Annotated in this window: 13 protein-coding genes; 8 read left to right on the plus strand and 5 right to left on the minus strand. The window is 72.1% G+C overall.

The window, feature by feature from the left end; translation table 11 throughout:
* Positions 1–24: 24 nt before the first annotated feature.
* The 3 genes from V5O40_RS16440 to V5O40_RS16450 form a co-directional block, all read right to left on the minus strand.
* Positions 25–432 (minus strand): four-helix bundle copper-binding protein, encoded by a 408-nt coding sequence (locus V5O40_RS16440; protein ID WP_332906252.1) that lies wholly within the window; start codon positions 430–432, stop codon positions 25–27.
* A 154-nt stretch (positions 433–586) separates the two neighbouring features.
* A complete protein-coding gene (locus tag V5O40_RS16445) occupies positions 587–1600 on the minus strand; it encodes a Brp/Blh family beta-carotene 15,15'-dioxygenase (protein ID WP_332906253.1) in 1014 nt (337 codons plus the stop codon).
* Positions 1597–2292 carry a bacteriorhodopsin gene (locus tag V5O40_RS16450; RefSeq protein ID WP_332906254.1) on the minus strand — a complete coding sequence of 232 codons (696 nt, stop codon included), beginning with the start codon at positions 2290–2292 and terminating at the stop codon, positions 1597–1599. Before V5O40_RS16450 ends, V5O40_RS16445 begins: the two co-directional genes overlap by 4 nt.
* Positions 2293–2474: 182 nt before the next feature.
* Between V5O40_RS16450 and V5O40_RS16455 the strand changes: the two genes are divergently transcribed.
* The 3 genes from V5O40_RS16455 to V5O40_RS16465 all read left to right on the plus strand — a co-directional run bounded on the left by V5O40_RS16455 (position 2475) and on the right by V5O40_RS16465 (position 5181).
* The gene (locus V5O40_RS16455; protein ID WP_332906255.1) at positions 2475–3302 is read left to right on the plus strand and encodes a bacteriorhodopsin; all 828 of its coding nucleotides are present in this window, start codon (positions 2475–2477) and stop codon (positions 3300–3302) included.
* A 13-nt stretch (positions 3303–3315) separates the two neighbouring features.
* Positions 3316–4083: a heliorhodopsin HeR gene (heR, locus tag V5O40_RS16460; RefSeq protein ID WP_332906256.1), complete on the plus strand. Its 768-nt coding sequence runs from the start codon at positions 3316–3318 to the stop codon at positions 4081–4083.
* A 423-nt stretch (positions 4084–4506) separates the two neighbouring features.
* Complete coding sequence (locus V5O40_RS16465) at positions 4507–5181, plus strand: response regulator transcription factor (protein ID WP_332906257.1); 675 nt, start codon at positions 4507–4509, stop codon at positions 5179–5181.
* Here V5O40_RS16465 and V5O40_RS16470 read toward each other — a convergent pair.
* Together V5O40_RS16470 and V5O40_RS16475 are read right to left on the minus strand one after the other, a co-directional pair.
* Positions 5151–7397: a chorismate-binding protein gene (locus tag V5O40_RS16470; RefSeq protein WP_332906258.1), complete on the minus strand. Its 2247-nt coding sequence runs from the start codon at positions 7395–7397 to the stop codon at positions 5151–5153. The two genes, V5O40_RS16465 and V5O40_RS16470, sit on opposite strands and share 31 nt — an antisense overlap.
* Complete coding sequence (locus tag V5O40_RS16475) at positions 7394–8947, minus strand: AMP-binding protein (protein ID WP_332906259.1); 1554 nt, start codon at positions 8945–8947, stop codon at positions 7394–7396. Before V5O40_RS16475 ends, V5O40_RS16470 begins: the two co-directional genes overlap by 4 nt.
* Positions 8948–9376: 429 nt before the next feature.
* Here V5O40_RS16475 and V5O40_RS16480 point away from each other — a divergent pair, with 429 nt between their 5' ends.
* The 5 genes from V5O40_RS16480 to V5O40_RS16500 are packed head-to-tail and all read left to right on the plus strand — an operon-like array spanning position 9377 to position 24783.
* Positions 9377–16357, plus strand: coding sequence for an amino acid adenylation domain-containing protein (locus V5O40_RS16480; RefSeq protein ID WP_332906260.1), 6981 nt, complete (start codon positions 9377–9379; stop codon positions 16355–16357).
* Complete coding sequence (locus V5O40_RS16485) at positions 16354–21852, plus strand: amino acid adenylation domain-containing protein (RefSeq protein WP_332906261.1); 5499 nt, start codon at positions 16354–16356, stop codon at positions 21850–21852. Before V5O40_RS16480 ends, V5O40_RS16485 begins: the two co-directional genes overlap by 4 nt.
* The gene (locus V5O40_RS16490) at positions 21849–22934 is read left to right on the plus strand and encodes a saccharopine dehydrogenase NADP-binding domain-containing protein (protein ID WP_332906262.1); all 1086 of its coding nucleotides are present in this window, start codon (positions 21849–21851) and stop codon (positions 22932–22934) included. Before V5O40_RS16485 ends, V5O40_RS16490 begins: the two co-directional genes overlap by 4 nt.
* Positions 22931–23992 (plus strand): Gfo/Idh/MocA family oxidoreductase, encoded by a 1062-nt coding sequence (locus V5O40_RS16495; protein WP_332906263.1) that lies wholly within the window; start codon positions 22931–22933, stop codon positions 23990–23992. The genes V5O40_RS16490 and V5O40_RS16495 overlap by 4 nt, the downstream gene beginning before the upstream one ends.
* Positions 23992–24783: a thioesterase II family protein gene (locus V5O40_RS16500; RefSeq protein WP_332906281.1), complete on the plus strand. Its 792-nt coding sequence runs from the start codon at positions 23992–23994 to the stop codon at positions 24781–24783. The genes V5O40_RS16495 and V5O40_RS16500 overlap by 1 nt, the downstream gene beginning before the upstream one ends.
* Positions 24784–24800: the final 17 nt, after the last annotated feature.

A 24800-nucleotide genomic window follows, 5' to 3' on the forward strand; every position in this document is an offset into this window, starting at 1 on the left:
GTGCCGGCGCCACCGGCTGCTCGCTCAGGCGATGGTGGCCAGCAGCTCGCGGCAGGCTCGCTCGCAGGCGCGGCACGCATCAGCACAGATCCGGCAGTGCTGGTGCTTGTCGGCGTGAGCGGCGCACTCGTCTCCGCACGCCTTGCAGGCCGTGGCGCACGCCTCCAACAGGGTGCGGCTGACGTTCGCGTCGTAGCCGGTGTGTCGGGACAGGACCCGGGCGGTGGTCGCGCAGATGTCGGCGCAGTCCAGGTTCGTCCGGACACACTTGGTGAGTTCGGCGACCATGTCCTCGCTGAGGCAGGCGTCCGCGCACGCGGTGCAGGCCTGCGCGCAGTCGTCGAGAGCGTCGATGGTGGCTGCCAGCTTCGTCCGGTCCAGGTTGATCGACTTCGGGTACGTCTCCAGCATGGGCATCGTGGTGCTCGGCATCGGGCAATTCCTCTCTGTGGTTTCTGGTGGTGACTGTCGTCATCTCCTCCGCCGTGGCCAGCGCGAATCGGTGATGGGAGCGTCCTCGTCCACCTCACTTGGGGTCGTACCCCGAGCCGGCGCGCCGAATCGGGCAGCGGCCGATCGACCCGGTTCATCGGGCGGCCGTCCGTGCGTCGAGCCGGTTGACCACTGCCGCGTGCGGCACGGTGAGCCCGGCGAGCACCGCGAAGACCAACTGGAACGGTGCTTCCTCGGACGCGCCGGCGGTCGCGGGGCCGACGGACGGCGACGCGCTGACGTGCACCAGGACGAGCAGGCCGGCCAGGGCGGCGACGGTGGGCAGGGTGGCCTGCCGGGCGAACCGGCGGATCGGACCGCCCAGCCGCCCCGCGGCGAGGTGGTGGCTGTTGGCGGGGTCGGCGCGCAGCAGCCGGGCGACATGCCGGGCGGAGTGCCAGGCCGCGAAGTACCCACCGAACGCCAGCGGCGGTGGCACCAGGGCGAAGGCCGCGACGAGGATCGCGAGTTCCGCCACCTCCGCACCACGACGGGCGGCCAGCTCGCGCAGCCCGGTCAGCACGACCGCCAGGAGTACGACGGACAACCCGATCAGGCGCCCGGCCGGCGTGAACGCGGTGGCGGCCCCTGGCGCGACCGCGTCCAACAGCGGGTCGACCGTCCCTGGCCACAGCGCGATCGGCAACACCACCGGAGGTCCGCCGTGGGCCAGGACGGCGAGGACGGGACGTACCGGTGCTCGCCCGTCCCGCTCGGCCCGGTAGGCCACGTCACCGGTGCCGAAGTGCAGCACCGCGAGGATCAGGAAACCGGTCAGGGCGGGGACGGGTGCCCAGAGGAACAGCGCGACCGTGGCGGCGGCCGTCCCGGCGTACCCGAGCAGCAGCCCGATGGTGATCCGCAGGGAGCGGGCCTGCGCGGAGATCCAGGCCGGTACCAGGTGGTCGACGGCGCCGTGCGGCAGGCCGATCAGCAGGCCCACGAGCAGTGGGACGGTCCCCGCCCACGCTCGCGCGTTCGGTACCAGCAGGTCCAGGCAGGCGAGGCCGGCCAGGACGATCGGGCCCGAGTGCCCGACCCGGCGCAGCAGCCAGTCGCCGGGCGGACGGCGGACCGACCGGCCGACCTGACGGGCGGCGGGTGTCACGCGACGGTGAGCAGGCGGCGGTCGGACAGGCGCCGCAGGAGACCCAGGTCGACCGCGCTCCACACCACCTTGGACAGGATCGGCAGGATCACGAACAGGGCGGTGTCGGTGGTCTCCCCGAACTGCCCGATCCCGGACGGCCCCAGGATCCAGATCAGCGGATAGCCGATCCAGAGCACACTGAGCAGCAGTGCCACCTGCGTGAAGACCCGCGACATCGGGGCCGGCTGACGGGCGGCGGTGGCCCGCAACGGTCCCCAGATCAGCCCGAACACCACAAGTAGCGCCACCACCCCGACGGCGTAGAGCCCGTACCGCCCGGCCCGGCTCTCCATCAGGTCGGCCAGGAACCCGCTTGTGATCATGATGATGTCGGCGGCGACGAGCGCGCGCACCAGGCCCCAACGCTTGCGGGGCAACGCGTGCATCGCGGTGAGGGAGAGGGCCACCAGGAGCAGCGGGGTGGTGACCACCCAGTCGGCGTACCGGGCCCAGAAGGTCGTCTGGTCGGCGACCTCGATCCGACCGCCGCCCACCGCCATCACCACGTACCAGAACCCCGACCACAGCGGAATCGCCGTGGCGATCGAGTACTCCACCGGCGGGACGCCCTTGGGGTTGGCCCGCCAGTAGCTGAAGAGCGCTACGCCGGCCGCCATGGCGACGACGTAGAACCACAGCCAGAACCCCACGGCACCTCCCTGGCCTACTCCCGGCTCTCCGGGAACGAGGGACGCCCCCTTGCTGTGAGCTTAGGATGGCTATCAGGCTATTTAACGGCATAAGGGAGGAATCGCTCACCGATCGCCGGCGACGCGGCAGCCGGGCTCCGCCGATCGGCGACGATCCCGGTCGGAACAGGCGGGTCAGCGGCATGAACTTCGAGAACGAGTTCGGCTACAACGTCATCCAGTACACGCTGGTGTCGCACGTACTGACGCTCGGTTACGCCGTCATGGCCGCCGGGCTCGTCTACTTCCTGCTGACCATGTCCGGGATCGCTGCGCGGTACCGGCTCGCCTCGGTGCTCTCCGCAGTGGTCATGATCTCCGCGTTCTTCGAACTCTGGGTGCTGTCACAGCGGTGGTCAGCGGCGTTCACCTGGGACGGGAGCGCGTTCGTGGGTACCGGCACCCTGTTCTCCAACGGCTACCGGTACATGAACTGGTCCATCGACGTCCCGGTGCTGCTGATCCAGTTGCTGGTGGTGCTCGGCGTCACCGGCCGGCGCTTCCACCGCACCTGGGCGATGTTCGTCGCCGCCGGCCTGGCCATGATCTACACGGGTTACGCGGGTCAGTTCCACGAGGTCGACAGGGCCTGGCCGTTCTGGATCTGGGGTCTGGTCAGCACCGTCTTCTTCCTGTTCCTGCTCGTCCTGGTGGCCCGCCTGATCTTCGGCAACCTGCGTCGGCTGCCCGGCGCCGCCCGGGGACCGGCCCGGGCCGTGTGGTGGCTGATCCTCGTCTCCTGGATGCTCTACCCCGGGGCGTATCTCATGCCGGCGATGTGGGACTCCGCCGACGGGGTGGTGGCCCGGCAGATCACCTACACGCTTGCCGACATCACCTCGAAGGTGATCTACGGGGTGCTGATCGGGGTGATCGCCCGCAAGATCAGCGCCGCCGAGGACTGCCAGGCCGCGATCGAGGAGGACGTGGCCCAGCCGCGCGGTGGTCTGACCTCCGTCACCTCCGGCTGAGGGGGTGACGCCCATGGGACACCACGCCGCCGCCGGCCGCGAACGCTACCGGCGGCTACGTTGGTTCAACGTGCTGGTCGGCCTGCTCCTGGCCGCCGAAGGCGGCTGGATGTGGGTGGCCAGCAACGACCTGTCGCTGCCGGTCACCGCGTCGTACCTCACGGCGGACCCGGTGACGCTACGGGACGCCACGCTCCCGGAGGTGGCCTTCCGGATCGCCATCGGCCCGGCGGTGGCGGTCTTCCTGCTCCTCGCCGCGCTCGACCATCTCGTCACCGCCGCCCCGGTCGTGCACCGCTGGTACGAGCGCAACCTCGACCGGCGGGCCAACTACGCCCGCTGGATCGAGTACTCGGTGAGCGCCTCCCTCATGATCGTCCTGATCGGCCTGTTCGTCGGGATCCGCGACCTCGCGGCGGTCATCGGGATCTTCGCCGCGAACACCGCGATGATTCTCTTCGGGCTGCTGATGGAGCGGCAGCAGACACCGGGGCGCGCTGACTGGAGCGCCTTCTGGTTCGGCACACTTGTCGGCCTGGCGCCCTGGCTGGCGATCGCCGTGTATGTCGCGCAACCGCCGACGATCCCCGGTTTCGTGTGGGCGATCATCATCGTCCAGTTCCTGCTCTTCGCCAGCTTCGCGCTCAACATGGCACTGCAGTACCAGCAGCACGGTCGATGGCGTGACTACCGCTACGGCGAGGTCTCGTACATCCTGCTCAGCCTGGTGGCCAAATCCGCGCTGGCCTGGCTGATCTACGCCAACGTGCTGCGCACCTGACGCCGGCCGACGGCGGTTGCGCGAGCGCGGTGGCCTCGCGTGTTCCCCACCTCGGCTCGTCTCTTGCATTCGACTCGGTCGCGACAGCCTGCCGATCCTCGATCCGAATCCAGCAGATGCTCCATACGTCGCCAAAGGCGGATTCCTCCAAGAATGCGAGAACCCACCTGAGTTCCACCAATGACGTTTTTCGGCATCTGCCGGAGGCTTAGCTAAGATGCATGATCGCCAGTCGAGAATGATTCAGCGACGCCGATTTGGGGTAACGGTTTCCCGCGCGCCGGTTGACCGGCGCCGGTCGGCGTGGCGACCGGAGGTGGGTGTGGGTCTGGAGATCACCGCACGCTGCGTCGGTGGGCATCGATCCTGGTTGAGAGGGCCGGACGTGCGGCCGCGGCTGGGCACCGCAGCGGAGGAGGCAGCATGGCGCAGGCCAAGCGGCGATCCAAGACATCGCCGGTCGGGCTACGGGTTCTCGTCACTCTGGGGCCGGAGGTGCTGCGCAAAGGGCTGGAGGCGCTGCTCGGTGAACTGCACATGGTCACCGGTGTCCGGGTCACGCCGACGGTGAGTGAGACGCTGGTGCTGCTCCGGCGGTACCGGCCCGACCTGCTGATCCTGGTCGTCGAGGACGACGTCCCGGTTGACCAGTTGGTGCTCGCCGCCCGAGGCGCCGGCGTTCCGACCCTGGCGGTCCTGAACCGAGCCGGTGACGCGCTCCGCGACCGGGCCGTACCGCTGGCGGCAGATGGTTTCATCCTGGCCGGAGAGCTTGATCGGCGGTCGCTGAACCACGCCCTGGCCGAACTGTGGCGAGGTGAGATGCCGATGCCGCTCGCTCTCGGCCGGGTCGCGCTCTCGGCGTTGCGGGAGGACCAGCGCCCCGCCGCCACTGTGGCATTGACCCCCCGGGAGGCCGAGACGCTGCAACTGCTGGCCCGAGGGCTGAGCAACCGCCAGATCGCCGGGACGATGGGGATCACCGAGCACGGGGCGAAGCGGCATGTCTGTCACATCCTCGCGAAGTTGAACTGCACCAACCGAACGGAGGCGGTCACGGCGGCCTATCAGCTGGGCCTGCTGCCCGCCAAGCGCTGACTCGCCGTACGCCGCTCCCCTGCGGGGCGCTGTTCTCCTTCGCCCGTCCAGCCGGGCAGCGGTGCGCTCAGCTTCAGCCGCATCTCGTCGTACTCGGCGTCCGGGTCGGAGCCGAGCACGATGGCGCCGCCGGCGCCGACCCGCAGGATTCCCCGGTGCAGTACCGCGGTCCGGATGACGATGTTGAGGTCCACCCCACCGGTCAGGCCGAAGAATCCCAGCGCTCCCGAGTAGACCCCCCGCGCCCGATCCTCGATCTCACCGAGCAGCCGCATCGTCCGCGGCTTCGGTGCTCCGGTCATCGAGCCACCGGGGAAGCAGGCCCGCACGACGCGGGTCGGCGAGACCGACCGGAGGCGGTGGCCGCGCACCGTGGAAACCAGCTGATGCACGGTCGCGTACGACTCGACCACCATGAACGAGGGCACATGGACGCTGCCGACCTCGCAGACCTGCCCGAGATCGTTCCGGAGCAGATCGACGATCATCAGGTTCTCCGCGCGGGTCTTCGGAGAGTCACGCAGCTCGGCGCGCAGCGCATGGTCCCGCTCCGGGTCGGCGGCCCGAGGAGCGGTCCCCTTGATCGGCTTGGCCTCGACCGTCCCGGACGGATCGATCTTGAGAAAGCGCTCCGGCGAGGAGCAGAGGATCTGCGTCTCTCCGAGGCGAAGGTAGGCGGCGTACGGTGCCGGGTTGTGACGGCGCTGCCGCAGATAGAGTTCGATGCCGCACCCGTCGTACGGGGCCCGGAGTTCGTTGGTCAGGCAGATCTCGTAGCTCTCTCCGGCCCGGAGCAGATCCAGGCAGGTACGGATGTCCGCCAGGTAGCTCTCACGTCCCCGGGACAGCCAGCGCTCCGGGTCGGATGTGCTTTCCGGCTGCGCCCACCCGCCGTTCGGTCGGGCTCGGTCCGGTTCCTCCGGCCGGCGGGTACGTCCGTCGCGGTCGTCGACCTGGTGGTCGCCGACGGGTCCGGTGCACAGCAGGGCCGCCGTGCTGTCCAGCCAGCCGTCCGCCGCCGCGATCTGGGCGTCGGTGGCTCGGCAGAGCGCCAGCAGCCACATCTCACCGGTCTGATGGTCCAGGGCCACCATCCGGGTCGCGGCCATCCAGACCGCGTCCGGGGTCTCGGCTTCGTGTCGGTTCGGTGCGCCGCAGTCGGCCTTCACCTCGTAACCGAAGTAGCCGACGTAGCCGCTCGGCAGGTCGAACGGAAACTCACCGCGATCCGCGATCCGGCGCTCGTCGAGGCGGCGCTGCAACACGGTGAAGATGTCCCCCGGCTCGACGCCGATCCGGACGCCGGTCGGGTCGAGCACCTCGACCGTGCCGGTGGCGCTGACATACCGCAGCACCTCCCCGTCCGGTCCACCCGGGTGCCCCAGGAACGAGAACCGCGACACGCCGGGCACGATCCGGCTGCTGTCCAGCCAGAATGCGTACGGCCGGTCGGCGGCGATCCGCTGGAAAACCCACTCCGGGTCGACCGTCGCGGGCTGCGGTGGCGGTGCGTTCCGCCGGGCGACGCCGGGCAGCCGTCGGTGGCGCAGCAGCCACCCGCCGGCCGGACCGTCGGTGTCGCTGGACGCCGTGCCCAGCCCGGCGGCGTCGACCGGCCGCGAACCGTTTGTGGCGTCCCTGCCCACCAGCCGGCGGAAGTTCAGCAGTAGCCGGCTGCCGTGCTCGGTGCTCACCGACTCGGGATGGAACTGCACCCCGAACCAGGGGCGGCTGCGGTGCCGCAGGCCCATCACCACCCCGTCCTCGGCCCAGGCGTCGGCGACCAGGTCGGCTGGTAGCGGTTCGGCGACGCAGAGCGAGTGGTAACGGACGGCCACGAAATCCTGTGGCAGGCCGGTGAAGAGCCCGCCGTCATGCCGTATCCGGCTCAGGTGGCCGTGACGCGGCTGAGGTGCCGGCCCGACGGCGGCCCCGCAGAGGTGGCCCAGGGCCTGGTGGCCGAGGCAGACGCCGAGCACCGGCCGGCCGCTGTGGCGGATGACGTCCAGGCAGCGGCCGACGTCCTCCGGCACCTGTGGCCGGCCGGGACCGGGCGAAATGATCACCGCATCGAACTGTCGTGCGAACTCCGAGGTCAACCGCGGGCTGTCGTTCCGCAGCACCTGGGGCTCGACACCGTAGGTCTGGGCGATCAACTGATAGAGGTTGAAGGTGTACGAGTCGTAGTTGTCGATCAGCAGGGTCCGCACCGTCACGCCACCTCTGCCCGACCGGCGGTGCGTGCTTCCCGCCGGTCGGCGCCGGTGCGCTCCCGCGTGGCCGCACCAGCGCCGCGTTGCTCCCGAGTGCCCTGCTCCCGCAGGGCGAAGCGGCGGAGCTTCCCCGTCGGCGTCCGGGGCAGGGCGGCGAGGCGGGTGACGCCCCGGGGAACCTTGAACGGCGCCACCCGGCCGTCCAGCCAGCGAGCGAGTTCGTCCACGGTGGGGGTGGCGGCGCCGGGCGCCGGCACGACGAAGGCGTGCAGCCGGGTGGCACCGGTCCGGTCCGTCCGGGCGACCACCGCGGCCTCGGCGACCGTCGGATGCTCCTCGATGAGGTGCTCCACCGGCTGAGGTGCCAGCGTGATCCCGCCGACCATCTCCAGGTCGTCCACCCGGCCGTGCAGGGCGTACGTCCCGTCGCCGTGCCGGACCGCCAGATCCCGGGTACGCAGCCAACCGCCCACCAGGGTGCGGGCGGTCTCCTCCGGCCGGTTCAGGTACCCGGTCATGACCGTCTCCCCGGTGACCCAGAGTTCCCCCTCGACCTCGTCGGGCACCGCCACCCCGTCGCTGTCGAGCAGCCGGAGGCGATAGCCCGGGACCGGGCGTCCGACCGTGCCGATCCGGTGCTCATCCACCGTGTTCGCGCAGAAGGCGTGCCCGGCCTCGGTGGAGCCGACCTGGTTGAGCAGCGGGACGCCGAGCAGTTCCTCGGCCCGCACCGCGAGTTCCGGTCGCAGCGCCTCACCGGCGGAGACCGCGGCCCGCACACTGCCGAAGGCGGCTCGGTCACCGGCCGCCACGAGCTGGGCGTAGGACGTGGGCACCCCGTAGAGCAGGGTGACCCGGTGCTCGGTGACCAGCTCCGCGACCGCCTCGGGACTCGGTCGCTCCGGCAGCAGCACCGCCGACGATCCGGAGAACAGTGGGAAGACGAAGGCGTTACCGAAGCCGTAGGCGAAGTGCAGCTTGGAGATCGAGAGGGTGACGTCGTCGGCGTTGCTGCGTACCACCGCGAGCCCGGCGGACCGGTAGTACGCCTCCGGGTCGGCGTGCCGATGGACAGCTCCCTTCGGGTCACCGGTGGTGCCCGAGGTGTACTGCACGTACAGGGGATCGCTGCCGGCCACCGGCACCGCCGGGGCACGACTCACCCGGCCGGCCCGGTCGAGCAACTGGTTCGGGGAGAGCGTACGGACGGTGAACCGGTCCGCCAGCGACTCGGGGCAGAGCACGAGGGCCGGAGCGCAGTCGGCGACGAGCGCCGTGTGCTCCGGAGCGGCCAGCGCCGGGTTGACCAGGACAGCGACCGCTCCGGCCCGGGCCACGGCCAGGAACGAGACCACCCAGGCGGCGCTGTCGGGCAGGGCCAGGAGCACCCGGTCACCCGGTCTGATCCCTTCGGTGCTCAGTACCCGCGCGGCTCGGCCGGCCAGATCGTGGATCGACCCGTGGGACCAGGTCCGGCCCGGTTCGCGGACGGCGGGGCGGTCGGCCCAGCCGCGTTCCGCGCAGCGCCGTGCCAGGGTGGCCGCGAGATTCATGGCGAGAGCCCTTTCTGCTGCTGGCGGGTGCGCAAGTCCGGGGAATGCCGACGGGCGCGGAAGTCCGTGGAGAATGCAATTCGATCTCGACGGTAGATCGCCCCGAAGATGGGCGGCAAGTGTCTGATGCGATACCCCGGTGGCCGGGACATTTTTTTATCTGCCATCGGGATGTGCGCTCCCGAGGAATATGCTATGTGCCGGCCAGGGCCCCTGTTCGAAACGGTGCCAGCGTCCTGCGGCAGGGCACGCGGCGTCGGAAACTTAGGTGTTCCTTGGTACCCGTTCGGGTACCTCGCGTGGTAGCAGACAGGCGATTCCGCGCACTTGTTCGAGTTGAATGGCCTGCGATCCCGTGGCACCGTGAGCCGGGTGTCGTACAGATACCACGAGGTCAATTTCAGCGATTACGCAATCGAGCTGCACGGCGTGCGATATGACGCACGGGAGATCGAAGCTTCGGTGCGTGAGTGCGTGGCCGCCGCCGGAAACGTTTGCGCCGTCCAACCGGAGTACGGCGGGGAGCTGACGCTGATTCTGGAGACGGCTGGCGCCAGCGGACCGGAACTGGCCCGCCGGGTCATGGGCGCGGTGGTGGATCGGCACGGACTGGCCCCCGGCACCGTCTGCCTGGTGCCCCGTGGGGAGTTGGACGGAACGGGTCCGCCGGCCGGTACCAGCGATGACACCGCCTCCTGGCGGCACGAGGTGCTGCGGCGGCTCCGGGCCGGCGAGCTCACCGTGGCCTACCGGCACGAAACCCGGCCCGGCGACGACCGGTCCGCGCCGAGCGGCACCGGCGAGCCGCCGTCCGCCACCGTGGCCGGCGGCGGACCGGGGCCGGACGCCTCCCCGACGCAGGCCGGTCCCGGCCTGACCGCCGAGGCGATGCGCACCGACGTGGCCCGCCTGTTGGGGGTCGGGCCGACCGACATCGACCCGGACGTCGACCTGGTCGAGTTCGGCCTCGACTCGCTGCGCACGATGCAGCTGGTGAACCAGTGGCGGCGCGCCGGCACCGAGCTGACCTTCGCGGAGCTGGTCGAGAAGCCGGTACTGAACCGATGGTGGGAGCTGCTCGCGGCCGCCGGGCCCACGACCGGGACCGGATCGGCCGAACCAACGGACGGCGATCCGGTCGACGAGACCGAGCCGTTCCCGTTGACCCCGGTGCAGCACGCCTACTGGATCGGCCGCCGGGACGACCAGATCCTCGGCGGGGTCGGCTGCCACTTCTACGTCGAGTTCGACGGCGGCACAGCCGTCGGTACCCCGCCCGTCGACCCGGACCGGTTGGCGGAAGCCGTCCGCGCCCTGGTGCGCCGGCACGGCCTGCTGCGGGCCCGGTTCCTCGACGACGGCACCCAGCAGATCCAGCGTGAACCGGCCTGGCTCGGTCTGCTGGTGCACGACCTGCGTACCGCCGGTGCGGCCGAGGTCGACGCGGCGCTGGCCGCGGAACGGGACCAACTGGCGCACCGGCGCCTCGCGGTCGACCTGGGTGAGGTGTTCGACCTGCGCCTCAGCCTGCTGCCCGGCGGGCGTCACCGACTGCATCTGAACTTCGACCTGCTCGTCGCCGACGTCCTGAGCATCCAGATCATCCTGGCCGACCTGACCCGTCTCTACCGGGCGGGCCAGCAGGCCGACCTGCCGCCGCTGCCGTACGGCTTCCCGACGTACCTGGCGCGCCAGGAGAGCCGCCGCCGGCCGGCCCGTGAGCGGGACCGGGAGTACTGGCGCAAGCGCCTGCCCGACCTGCCGGACGGTCCGCAACTGCCGCTCGCCGTCGAGCCGGCGCTGGTCGAGACGACCCGGTTCCAGCGACGCGACCACCTGTTGGATCGGGCCGCGCGGGGGCGGCTGGAGCAGCTGGCCCGGCAGCACGGGGTCACCCTGCCGATGGTTCTCGCCACCGCGTACGCCGAGGTGCTCGGCGCCTGGAGCGCCGAGCAGCGGTTCCTGCTCAATCTGCCGCTCTTCGACCGGGAGGTCGTCGACCCCCACGTGGCGTGGATCGTCGCCGACTTCACGAACCTGCTCCCGATCGAGGTCGACCTGCGCGAGCCCAGCTCGTTCCGGCAGCGGGTACGCGGACTGCAGGAGCAGCTGCGGGCCGGGATCGGACACAGCGCGTACACCGGGGTCGAGGTGCTCCGGGATCTCGCGCGTAGCCGGACCGACGACCGCATCCCGGCACCGGTGGTCTTCACCAGCGCGATCGGCATGGGCGACCTGGTGGGCGAGGATGTGCAGCAGACCTTCGGCCGGCTCGGCTGGATGCTGTCGCAGACTCCGCAGGCCTGGCTGGACCACCAGGTGACCGAGCGCGACGGTGGCCTGTACCTGGTGTGGGACGCGGTGGCGGAGCTCTTCCCGCCCGGCGTACTCGACGACATGTTCGCCGGCTACCTGCGGTTGCTGGACTGGCTGGCCCGCGACGAGTGGGACGGACCGGCACCCGCGCTCCTCCCCGCGGCGCAGTCCGCCGTGCGCGACACGGCGAACGCCACCGACGGGAGGGTGCCGGACCGCCCGCTGCACGTGGACTTCTTCGACCGGGCGGCGGCCGACCCGGATCGGGCCGCGCTGATCGCGGCGGACCACGTGATCAGCTACGGCGAGCTGGCCGACCGCGCGCTGCGGATCGCCGCTGCCCTGCGTGAGCGGGGCATCGGGCGGGGCGACGTGGTGGGCGTGACCCTGCCGAAGAGCCCGGAGCAGATCGCGGCGGTGTTCGGCGTGCTGGCCGTCGGGGCGGCGTACCTGCCGGCCGGGCCGGAGCAACCGCCGGCCCGCCGGGCCCGGATGCTGCGGCGGGCGTCGGTACGGGTGGTGCTCACCGACGACGACGTCGCCGGTTGGCCGGACGGGATCGAGTTGGTGCCGGTCGCGACGACGGCGGCCCGGGAACCCCTCGCCGGCTGCCTCCCGGTGCCGGTGACCGACCCGGCGTACGTGATCTTCACGTCCGGCTCGACCGGCGAGCCCAAGGGGGTGGAGATCACCCACATCGCGGCCCGGAACACCGTCGACGATGTCAACGAGCGGTTCGACGTGGACCGGAGTGACCGGGTGCTCGCCGTCTCGGCGCTCGACTTCGACCTGTCGGTTTACGACATCTTCGGACTGCTCTCGGTCGGCGGGGCGCTGGTGCTGGTGGCGGAGGACGAGCGGCGGGACGCGTACCGCTGGGTCGAGCTCTGCCGCACCCACCGGGTGACCGTCTGGAACACCGTCCCCGCGCTGCTGGACATGCTGCTGCTGGCCGCCGGCGACCACGACCGGCCGGCCCGGACGTTGCCGGAACTGCGCCTGGTGCTGGTCTCGGGCGACTGGATCGGTCTCGACCTGCCGGGACGCGCCGTCACCGCCACCGGTGACTGCCGGTTCGTCGCCCTCGGCGGCGCCACCGAGGCGGCGATCTGGTCGAACCACGTCGAGGTGACCGAGGTGCCCGCCCACTGGCCGAGCGTTCCCTACGGCCGCCCGCTGCGGAACCAGCGGTACCGGGTCGTCGACGCGCAGGGCCGGGACCGGCCCGACTGGGTTCCCGGCGAGCTGTGGATCGGCGGCTTGGGGGTCGCCACCGGCTACCGGGGGGACCCGGAGGCGACCGGACGCTCCTTCGTGACGGTTGCCGGCACCCGCTGGTACCGCACCGGTGACCTGGGCCGGTACTGGCCCGACGGCACGCTGGAGTTCCTCGGCCGGACCGACCACCAGGTGAAGATCCGCGGCCACCGGATCGAGCTGGGCGAGGTCGAGGCCGCGCTGCTGGCCCATCCGGCGGTGGCCGCCGCCGTGGTGCTCGCGGTCGGCCAGCCGACCCGCCTGGCCGCGACCATTGTTCCGCGTCCGGAGGCGGCGGCGGACGATGCCGAGGAGGGGCTGTTCGCCTTCCTCCGGGACCGGCTTCCCGCCCACTCGGTCCCGGCCAGCGTCACCAGCGTCACCGAACTGCCGTTGACCAGCAACGGGAAGGTGGACCGTCGGGCTCTCGCGGCCCAGGTCGAGGATGCCACCGCACCGGTACCGGTGGAGCCGCCCCGGCCCGGAATCGAGGAGACGGTAGCCAGGATCTGGGCGGAACTGCTCGGAACCCCCGCCGTGAGCCGGTGGGACAACTTCTTCTCGCTCGGCGGGGACAGCCTGCTCGCCACCCGGATGATCTCCAAGCTGCACGCCGCGGGCTTCACCGGCGCCGAACTCGGCCGGCTGTTCCACACCGCGGAACTGGCCAGCTTCGCCGCCGACCTCCGGCACGGCGGCCCGCAGCGGCCGACGCCGACGTTGCGGCCCGATCCGGAGCACCGGCACGACCCGTTCCCCCCGACCGACGTGCAGCGGGCCTACTGGATCGGCCGTACGGACACCTTCGCCCTGGGCGGTGTCGGCTGCCACTTCTACACCGAGTACGACGGCGCCGGGATCGACCTGGACCGGCTCACCGACGCCTGGAACCGGGTCATCGAGCGGCACGAGATGCTCCGGGCGGTCTTCCTGCCCAACGGTGAGCAACGGATCCTCCCCAGCGTGCCGAGGTTCGAGATCCCGGTCGTCGTGGTCGGGCCCGGCGACGCCGAGGAGGTGCTCGCGCGGCAGCGGGACGCGATGTCGCACCAGGTCCTCGACGCCGGCCGCTGGCCGCTGTTCGACGTCCGGGCGGTGCGCTACGGCGACCGGACCCGACTCGCGGTGAGTATCGACAGCATCCTCATCGACGCGCTCAGCGCGATGATCCTGATGCGTGAGGTGGACACCTTCTACCGCCGGCCCGACGCCGAGCTGCCGCCGGTCGGCGTCTCGTTCCGCGACTACGTGCTCACCGCCGGGCCGGACGAGACCAGTCGGACCGAGTCCGAGTCGTACTGGTCGGGCCGGGTCGACGACCTGCCCGAGGGCCCGGCCCTGCCGCTGGCCCGGGATCCCGCCACCGTCCAGCGGCCCCGCTTCCTCCGGCGGGAGCAGCAGCTTCCGCAGTCGCGGTGGCACCGGCTGCGGGAGCTGGCGCAGCGGTACGGGCTGACCGGCTCGACCCTGCTGGCCACCGCCTTCGCCGAGGTGCTCGGTGCCTGGAGCGCCCGGGGCGAGCTCACCGTCAACGTGACCCTCTTCGACCGTCGGGACGTGCACCCGGACATCGATGCCGTGCTCGGCGACTTCACCTCGTTGCTGCTTGTGGGCTACCGGCCCGAACCGGGCGAGAGCTGGCTCGACGCCGCCCGCCGGATGCAGCGGAGGATGGGCGAGGACCTGGCGCACAGCGACGTCTCGGCGGTGTGGGTGATGCGGGAGCTGGCCCGGCGCCGGGGCAGCCTCGACGTCAGCATGCCGGTGGTCTTCACCAGCACGATCGGGGTCACCGACGACGTCGTCGTCGAGCCCTCCTTCGCCGAACGGGTCTGGGGGATCTCGCAGACCCCGCAGGTCTGGTTGGACCACCAGGTGGTGGAGCGGGACGGTGGTCTGCTGCTGGTCTGGGACGCCGTCGAGGAGCTGTTCCCCGCGGGCGTTCTGGACGCGATGTTCTCGGCGTACATGCGCCTGCTGGAGTGGCTCGCCGAAGGCCACTGGGAGGTGCCGGTGCCGGCGCTGCTCCCACCCGAGCAGCGGATCGTGCGGGCCGACGTGAACGCGACGGCTGGACCGGTACCCGACGGGTTGCTGCACACCGCGTTCTTCCGGCGGGCCGCCGAGGCCCCGGAGCGGGTCGCGCTGCTCGGCGCGGGCGGTGAGCTTTCCTACGGCGAACTGGCCGGACAGGCGCTCCGGGTGGCCGGTGCGCTGCTCGGGCACGGTGTCCGCCCTGGTGACCCGGTCGGGATCACGCTGCCCAAAGGGCCGGAGCAGGTGGTCGCGGTCCTCGGCGTACTGGCCGCCGGGGCGGTGTACGTGCCGTGCGGGGTGGAGCAGCCACCGCTGCGCCGGGACCGGATCTTCGCCGACGCCGGGGTGCGCCTGGTCCTCACCGACACCGCCGCCCGGGACTGGCCGGAGACCGTGCGGGCGCTGCCGCTCACCGATGCGGTCCGGGCCACCGCGACGGCCGGTCCGGTGCCGCTGGGCCCGGACTCCCCGGCGTACGTGATCTTCACCTCCGGCTCGACCGGGCAGCCGAAGGGCGTGGAACTCACCCACCGCGCGGCCGGGAACACCGTCGACGATGTCAACGAGCGGTTCGCGGTACGGGAGACGGACCGCGTCCTCGCCGTGTCCGCGCTCGACTTCGACCTGTCGGTGTACGACATCTTCGGGCCGCTCGCCGCCGGTGGTGCCGTGGTGCTCCCCGCCGAACGGGAGCGGCGGGAACCCCGGGCCTGGCTGCGACTGTGCCGCGAGCACCGGGTGACGCTGTGGAACAGCGTCCCGGCGCTGCTGGACATGCTGCTGGTGGCGCTCTCCGGCGACGCACCGGCCCCGGCGCCGGGGCTGCGGCTGGTCCTGGTCTCCGGCGACTGGGTGGGGGTGGACCTGCCGGGCCGGGTGGCGGCGGCGTTCGACGGCTGCCGGTTCGTGGCGCTCGGCGGTGCCACCGAGGCCGCCATCTGGTCCAACGCCATCGAGGTCACCGAGGTGCCGCAGACGTGGACCGCCGTCCCGTACGGCCTGCCGCTGCGCAACCAGCGGTACCGGGTGGTCGACGACCGGGGCCGGGACTGCCCCGACTGGGTTCCGGGGGAGCTGTGGATCGGAGGCACCGGAGTGGCCACCGGGTACCGCAACGACCCGGAGCGCACGCGGGAACGTTTCGTCGACTACGCCGGAGAGCGTTGGTACCGCACCGGGGATCTGGGCCGCTACTGGCCCGACGGCACGCTCGAGTTCCTCGGTCGGACCGACCACCAGGTGAAGGTTCGTGGGCACCGGATCGAGCTGGGCGAGGTGACCGCGGCGCTGGCCGCCTACCCCGCGCTGAACGCGGCCGCCGCCGTCGCGGTCGGCCGGCCGCCCCGGCTGGTCGCCTTCGGCGTACCCGAGGCCGGTCGGGGCGACGAGGACCTCGCCGGACTTGAGGAGTTCGTCGCCGCTCGGCTGCCGAGCTACGCGGTGCCCGGCGTCTGCCTCCTGCTGGACGAGCTGCCGCTGACGGCCAACGGCAAGGTCGACCGGTCCGCCCTGGAGAAGCTGGCCGAGGAGGACGGTGCACCGGTCGAGCCCGGCGAGCCGCCCCGGGGCGAGGTCGAGGAGGCGGTCGCGGCGATCTGGGCCAGCCTGCTGGACCTGCCCGGCGTGGGCCGGGAGGAAAACTTCATCGCCCTCGGCGGCGACAGTCAACTCGCCGCCCGGCTCGCCGCGGCGCTGCGCGATCGGTTCGGGGTGGACATCTCGTTGCGGCAGCTCTTCGCCGCTCCCACCGTCGCCGGGACGGCACGGCTGATCGATGGTTTTGAGGAAGGCGCGCTATGACCCGCTCGACGACCACACCGACGCCCGCCGAGCTGATCGCCGACCTGCGCGATCTCGGCATGCAGCTCTGGGCGGACGACGGCCAGCTCCGCTTCCGGGCGCCCAGAGGGGTACTCACCCCGGAGCGTCGGGAACAGCTCACCGCCAACCGGGAGGCCGTGCTGGCGTGCCTGGACGCGGAGACCACCACCGTGACACCCGACCCGCAGCACCAGCACGATCCGTTCCCGCTCACCGACGTGCAGTTGGCGTACCTGCTCGGCCGGCGGGACGCCTTCGACTACGGCGACGTGCCCTGCCAGGTCTACGCCGAGATGGAGTATCAGTCGCTCGATCCGGCGCGGCTGGAGGAGGCGTGGAACCTGTTGGTGCGCCGCCACGGCATGCTGCGCGCCGGCTTCGACCTCGACGGGTACCAGCAGGTACGGCCGGAGGTGCCCCGGTACCGGATCGCGGTGACCGACCTGCGGGGTGCCGCAGCGGATGAGGTGGGCTCCGCGCTGCGCGCCACCCGGGACGAACTGGACCACCGGGCGTACGACCCACGACAGTGGCCGCTGTTCGAGCTGCGACTGACCCGTACCGACGATCGAACCATCCTGCACGTCTCGGTGGACTTCCTGATCGCCGACTACCTAAGCATCCAGGTGCTCCTCGACGAGCTGCACCAGGCGTACGACGGACTGGAGCTGCCGGAGCTGGAGATCACCTTCCGGGACTACCTGCTCGCCGAGCGCGGCAACCGGGAGGGGAGCCGGTACGAGCGGGACCGGGCCTACTGGCTGGACCGCCTGCCTGAGCTACCGGGGGCGCCGGAGCTGCCGGTCCGGCAACGCGGCGACGCCGACCACGCCGGCCGTCCGGATCATCAGCGGACACCGGGCCGGTTCCGCCGGCTGGCCACCACCCTGCCGGCACAGCGCTGGACGGAGCTGCGGCGGGCGGCCCGGGAGCAGCGGCTCACCCCCTCGACCGTGGTGCTCGCGGCGGTCGCCGAGGTGATCGGCCGGTGGAGCAGCAACCCCCGGTTCTGTCTCAACCTGACCCTGCTCAACCGGGAGCCGGTGCATCCGCAGATCGGGCAGCTGGTCGGTGACTTCACCACGGTCAGCCTCCTGGCGGTGGACACCGCTCCGGAGCACGGCTTCGCCGAGCGGGCCCGTGCGGTGCAGGACCGGCTCTGGGCGGACATGGACCATCGCCAGTTCAGTGGCGTGTCGGTGATGCGGGAACTGGCCCGCGAACGCGGCAGGTCCGCGGCGTTGATGCCGGTCGTCTTCACCAGCACCCTCGGCCTGGGCGAGGAGTCCGATTCGGAACCCGCGGCCGGGTTGAGCGGCAGGGTCGGCTACGGCCGCAGCCAGACCCCCCAGGTCTGGATCGACGCCCAGGCCCTGGTCGAGCAGGGAGCGCTGACCGTCCGCTGGGACGTCCGCGAGGGGATCTTCCCCGATGGCGTGGTCGACGACATGTTCGGCGAGCTTTCCGCGTTCCTGCACCGGCTCGCCACCGAACCGGCGGTCTGGCAGCTACCGTCCCCGATCGACCTGCCGTCCACGCAGCACCGGGTCAGGGCCGCCGCCAACGACACCGCCGGGCCACCACCCGAGGGGCTGCTGACCGACGACGTGGTCGCGGCCGCCCGACGGTACCCGGACCGGGTCGCGGTGACCGGACCCGGCGGCGGCATGACCTACCGGGAGCTGCTCGGCCGGGCCTCGGGAGTGGCCGCCGCGCTCCGGTCCGACGGCTGCCAGCCGGGGGAGATCGTGGCCCTGGCGATGGAGAAGGGCTGGGAGCAGGTGGTGGGGGTGCTCGGCGTGCTGCTCGCCGGCGGCGCCTACCTGCCGCTGGACGCCGCTCAGCCGCCGGCCCGGCGGGACCGGATCCTCGCCGATGCCGGGGTCCGGCGGGTGCTGGGCCAGTCCTGGTCGCCGACGCCGCCACCGCCGGGCACGCTCTTCGTCGACGCTGTCGACCCCGGCCCGGCTGACGTCCCGAATCCCGGCCGCCACCCGGACGACCTGGCTTACGTGATTTACACCTCGGGCTCCACCGGCACGCCGAAGGGCGTGATGATCTCGCACCGGGCGGCGTTGAACACCGTCCACGATGTCAACCGCCGCTTCGACGTCACCGCCGACGACCGGGTGCTCGCCCTGGCGGGGCTCGGCTTCGACCTCTCGGTGTACGACATCTTCGGGCTCCTCGGCCTCGGCGGACAGTTGGTGCTGCCGGCGGCCGACCGCCGAGGCGACCCGGCACACTGGGCGGAACTGCTCGCCGAACACCGGGTGACCGTCTGGAACTCGGTACCCGCGCAGTTGCAGCTACTCGCTGACTACCTGGCGGTGGAGCCCCGGGCGGATCTCGACGCGTTGCGGCTCGCCCTGCTCAGCGGGGACTGGATTCCGGTCGGCCTTCCCGACCGGGCCCGGGAGCTGCTGCCCGGACTGCGCCTGGTCAGCCTGGGTGGTGCGACCGAGGCGGCGATCTGGTCGATCTTCCACCCGATCGGCGAGGTGGACCCGGGCTGGCGGAGCATCCCGTACGGCCGGCCGCTGACCAACCAGAGCTTCCACGTGCTGGACCGATGGCAGCGTCCCAGTCCGGATCACGTCCCGGGCGAGCTGCACATCGGCGGGGCGGGCCTGGCCCTGGGCTACCTCGGCGACCCGGAGCGGACCGCCGAGCGCTTCGTCGACCATCCGCGGCACGGCCGGCTCTACCGCACGGGAGACGTCGGGACGTACCACCCCGACGGGACTCTGGAGTTCCTCGGTCGACAGGACCGTCAGGTCAAGATCAGGGGACACCGGATCGAGCTGGCCGAGGTCGAGGCGGCGCTGGCCACCGCCGAGGGGGTCGCGGCCGCGCATGTGCTGGTGGACGGGACGGAGGCGATGCGTCGACGGCTCGTCGCCTTCGTGCAGACCGCGGCCGGAGTCGCGGACCGTCCGGACGACGAGCGGCATCGGCTGCTCGCCGCCGCGGCCACCGCCGGCGAGGCGACCACCGACGCCGTCGACGCGGCCGAGTTGGCCGAGTTCATGCGCCGGCTGGACCGGGCCGGTCTGCTCGGGATGCTGCGTGCGCTCGCGGAGCGGGGCCTCTTCCGGTCGCCGGAGGAGACCCACGACACGGCGGAGATTCTCGACCGGACCGAGACCGCTCCCCGGCACCACCGGCTGGTCCGGCGCTGGCTCAACGCCCTGGTCCGGGCCGGGTTGCTCACCGAACGCGACGGCCGGTACGCCGCCTGCCGCCGGATCGGCGCGGACGATCTGCGGGACGCCTGGGCGGCCGTGGACGAGTTGCAGCGGGAGGACCAGTATCCGGCGAAGCTGATCGACTACTTCCGGACCAGCACCGAGTCGCTGCCGCGGCTGCTGCGCGACGAACTGGACCCGCTGCCGCTGCTCTTCCCCGAGGGGCGGCTCGACATCTCCTACGCCGCCTACCGCGACAACGTGATCAGCCGGTACGTCAACCACGCGGTGGTGGGCCTGCTGCGGGAGCTGACCGAGAGCCGGCCGGAGACGCTGCGGGTGCTGGAGGTCGGAGCCGGTGTGGGCGGCACCAGCACGGTGCTGATCCCGGCTCTCGCCGACGCCGATGTGGACTATCTCTTCACCGACGTGTCCCAGTTCTTCCTCACCGAGGCGCAGCAGCGCTTCGGTGACCGGGCGTCGTACGGGCTGCTGGACATCAACACCGACCCGAGGGCCCAGGGTTACCTGCCGAACAGCTTCGACGTCGTGCTCTGCGCCAACGTGCTGCACAACTCCCGGGACGCGGCGCTGGTGCTGGGCCGGCTCCGTGAGCTGCTCGCTCCCGGTGGGTGGCTGGTCTTCATCGAGACCACCCGGGAGAACGTGCAGATCATGACGTCGATGGAGTTCATGATGCCGGAGAAGGATCCGGCCAAATGGGACTACGACGACCTGCGGCGCGGCCGGGACCAGACCTTCCTGGACGTGGCGCAGTGGCGGGGACTGCTCACCGGGGCCGGTGCGGACCTACTGCTCGACCTGCCCGGTGCCGGCGACGTGACCGAACCGCTCGGCCAGCACGTCTTCGCCGCCCGGTTCAAGGCGGACCGGGCGGACGTCCGCCCGGCCGACCTGCTGCGCCACTGCGCCGAGCGGGTACCCGAATACATGCTCCCCGCGCAGGTGCAGGTCGTCGACGCGCTGCCGCTGACCGGTAACGGCAAGGTCGACCCGGCGGCGCTGGCCAGCTGGGTGGTCCGGGACGGCACCGCCGCCCAGCCGGTGGACGCCGCCCCGTCCGACGAGTTGGAACAGCGGATCGCCGCGGTCTGGGCGGACCTGCTCCAGGTGCCCCGGGTCGGCCGGGAGCAGGACTTCTATCAGCTGGGCGGCGACTCCCTGCTGACCGCGCGGCTGGCCGGCCGGCTCCGGGAGGAGGTGCCCGAGGCGGGCGAGGTTCCGTACGACACCCTGCTCCGGGTGGTCCTCAACCGGCCCACGGTGGCCGCCCTCGCCGAGCATCTGCGGGCCGGGCGACACCCGGTCGACGATCCGGGCGCTCCGGCGCAGCGGAGTTCTCCCCTGCTGCCGCTGGTCGACACGCCCGGTGACGAGGTGCGGGTGCTGGTGCACGACGGGGTCGGGACGCTGGCCGCGTACCGGAACCTGGTGCCATTGCTGGGCGGTTCCGGACCGGTGGTCGGTCTGGCGGTGACCGGCGACGACCCGTACCAGAGCGAGGATCCGGTCGGGCTGGTCGAGCGCCGGGCCGGCGACTACACCCGCAGGCTGCTGGAGGCCGGCGCCGCCCGGTTCCACGTGGTCGGCTACTGCATGGGCGGCCTGCTCGCGCTGGAGGTCGCCCGGCAGCTCACCGAGTCCGGTGCCGAGGTAGCCAGCCTCACCATCATCAGCAGCTACAGCCTGCCGCACACCATCGAGGACGAGCTGGTGCTGGAGTACGTCTTCGCCCGGCTGCTCGACCTGGACACCGAGGCGTTGGGCTACCCGGACGACGAGGCGACCGCCCGTGCCTTCCAGGAGGTCCTGGCGCGTACCCCCGGCCGGGTCCCGGCCGGGGCGCTGGACGGGCTGACCGGTGACCCGGCTCTGACCGGGGCTTCGGCGAAGTTCGCGGCGCTGCGGCAGACGCCTCAGCCGGGCCGACTGGCCGCCGTGGAGCGGCTGTTGAGCGGTCGGTCCGAGGCCGGGACCGTCCCGGTGGAACTGGGCGGTCTCTACGACCTCTACCGGCACAGCATGAGCGCGGTGACCCGGCACGAGGCCACGCCGTACGCCGGGGACATCACGTTCCTGCGGGAGCGGGAGGACACCGGGTTCCTGCCCTGGCTGCGGCGGGACATGACCGACTACTGGCGGGACGTCTGTCTGGGCGACCTGTCCGTGGTGGACGTCCCCGGCGACCACTTCTCCTGCCTGCGCCCACCGCACGTCGAGCGGGTCGCCGACGTGTTGGCCGAGGTACACCGGGAGGCGCGGTGACCAGCCCGGTGGTCGGGGTGCTCGGCTGTTACGGCGCGGTCGGGTCGGCGGTGGTCGAGCTGTTGGCGTCGGCGGATGTCCGGCTGCGGCTCGGCGGCCGGCGGCCCGGGCCGCTGACCGAGGTCGCCCGGGAGACCGGCGTACCCCGGGAGGCCACCGCCGTCGTGGACGCCGCCGACCGGTGCCGCCTCGCCGAGTTCGCGGCCGGCTGCGCGGTCGTCGTCGACTGCACCGCCCCGGCGTACCGGGCCGAGGCCGGTGTGGTGCGGGCGGCGGTGGCCGCCGGGGCCGACTACGTCGGTGCGGCCGGTGAGCACCGGTACCCCGGCCTGCCCACCGGCCGCCGCGTCGTGGTCGGCGCGGGGATGACACCGGGGTTGACCTTCGTGCTGCCCCGGGCGCTGGCCGCCACGGGATTCGACCGGCTCGACCGGCTGACCGCCTACTCCGGCGGGCGCGACCGTTTCACGCCCGGCGCCGCGCGGGACTACGTGGCCGGGATGGTCGAGGGGGCCGGTCGGTCGCTGGCCGCGTGGCGGGGCGGTCGCCGGGTGCCGGGTGCGCTGACCCCGCTGGACCGGGTCGAGCTGCCGTACTTCCCGGGCCGGGTCACCGCGCATCCGTTCCTCAGTACCGAGGCCGAGCGGCTGGCGGCCACGCTCGGGCTCGCCGAGGTGCGCTGGTACCACGTCTTCGACGGGGAGCAGGCGCTGCGGGCACTGAGCACCGTGGACCCCGCGGACATCGACCCGGCCGCGGACCGACTGGTGCGGGCGGCCGAGTTGGAGACCTTCGGCAGGTCGACGTACCAGCTCATCGTCCTGCAACTCGACGGGGCCGCGCAGGGTCGCCCGGTGACCCGGACGCTGGCGCTGCGCGCGGCGGACAGCTACCGGCTGACCGCGGAGGCGGCGGTCCTCGCCGTCCGGGCGGTCCTGGCCGGTGCGGTGCCGCCCGGTTCGCACCACGCGGGCGAGGTGCTCGATCCGGCCTGGGTGATGGAGCGGCTGGCGGCCGCGCCGAGCGTACGCCAGCTGGAGGTTGTCGACCGGCCGGCGGCGGTCGAGGAGGGTGCGCTGTGACCGGGAACGTGGTGGTCTGCGGAACCGGCTTCGGCCGGGTCTACCTGCGGGCCTTGGAACGTGCCGAGCCGTCGCTGCGATTGGCCGGTGTGCTGGCCCGTGGCAGCGCCCGCTCGGTGGCCTGCGCCGAGCGTTCCGGGGTGCCGCTCTACACCGATCCGGACGATCTCCCTCCGGAGGTCGACCTCGCGGTGGTCGCGGTCTACGCCGGGGTGAACGGCGGTGCCGGCACCGAGCTCGCGCAGCGGCTGATGGGGCGCGGCATCCATGTCCTCCAGGAGGGGCCGGTGCATCAGGACGAGCTGACCGCAGCCCTGCGTACCGCCCGCCGGGCCGGGGTGATGTACCAGGTCAGCACCCACTACGTGGAGGTGGAGCCGGTCCGGCGGTTCATCGCCGTGACCCGGGCGCTCGCCGCCAAGCAGCCGCTTCTTCATCTCGACGCGACCTGCGGGCTCCAGGTCTTCTATCACCTGTTCGACATCCTGCGGCTGGCGCTGGGCGGGCTTCGTCCGTGGTCGTTCGCGGAGCCGGTGCCGTCAGCCGGCGGGTTCGCCACCCTGGTCGGTGAGGTGCACGGCGTGCCGGTGACCCTGCGGGTACAGAACCAGCTGCACCTGAGGGACCCGGACAACCACGCCCACCTGCTGCACCGAATCAGTGTCGGCGCGTCGGGCGGGAACCTGACCCTGGTGAACACCCATGGCCCGCTCATCTGGAGCCCACGTCCGCACTTTCCGGAGCAGGGACAGGCCGGCAGTCGGCTAGACGAGAGTCCGGGTGAGCACCTGGACTACCCGAGTGCCAGCCCGCTCGGACCGGCCGAGGCACCCAGCTACCGGAGCATCCTGGGGGAGCTGTGGCCGGCGGCGGCCGGCCGGACGCTGGCCGGGTTGCACCGCGCGGCCCGGGACGGTGCCGACCCGCTCCCGATCGGGCAGCCCCAACTCGCCGTCGCGGGAGCCTGGCGGGACGCGAGCCGCCGTCTCGGCCCCCCGGAGTCGCTCGACGGGCCCGCGCCCCGACCGCTGTCCGTGAAGGAGGTCGAAGTCCCGTGATGATCACAAGTGGTCAGCGCTGGTTGCGCCGGCTCACCACCGCGGACGCGCCGGGCGGGCGGCCGCGGGTACGACTGGTGGCGCTTCCCCATGCCGGCGGGGCCGCGAGCTTTTACCATAGGTGGGCACGGCTGCTGCCGAGGGATGTGGAGCTCATGGCGGTCCAGTACCCGGGCCGGCAGGACCGCGCCGACGAGCCGTGCGCGGTGACCATGCCGGAACTGGCCGACCCGATCGCGGCTGCCCTGGCGTCGATGGCCGGGCCGACGATGGCCGTCTTCGGACACAGCATGGGGGCGGCGGTCGCCGTCGAGGTCACCCGACGGCTGGAGGAGCGAATCGGGCGTCCCCTGCTACGGCTGTTCGTATCCGGCCGCCCCGCTCCGCACCGGCAGCGTCCCACCGCGGTGCACGAGGGGGGTGACGACGCGCTCCTGGCGGATCTGCGCCGGCTCGGCGGGACCGACGAGTCCCTGCTCGCCCAGCCGGGGCTGCGGGAGATGGTGTTGCCGAGCCTGCGCGCCGACTACCGGTTGATCGAGCGGTACCGGCCCGCCACAGCGGCACCGCTGCGTACCGCGATCACCGCGCTCTGCGGCGACCGCGATCCGGAGGTGAGTCCCGAGGAGGCGGCCGCCTGGCGGGAGCAGACCAGCGGCGACTTCCGCGCCCAGGTGCTCGACGGTGACCACTTCTACGTCACCGAACGGCCGGTCGCGGCGGTCCGGGCGGTCCTGGCGGACGTGCGACCACGTTTTCCGCTGGCGACGGCCTGGCCGTCGACGCCGTGATCAATTTAGATCAAAAC

Origin of the sequence: Micromonospora palythoicola (assembly GCF_036689795.1) — a bacterium.
GTDB classification, from domain to species: domain Bacteria; phylum Actinomycetota; class Actinomycetes; order Mycobacteriales; family Micromonosporaceae; genus Micromonospora; species Micromonospora palythoicola.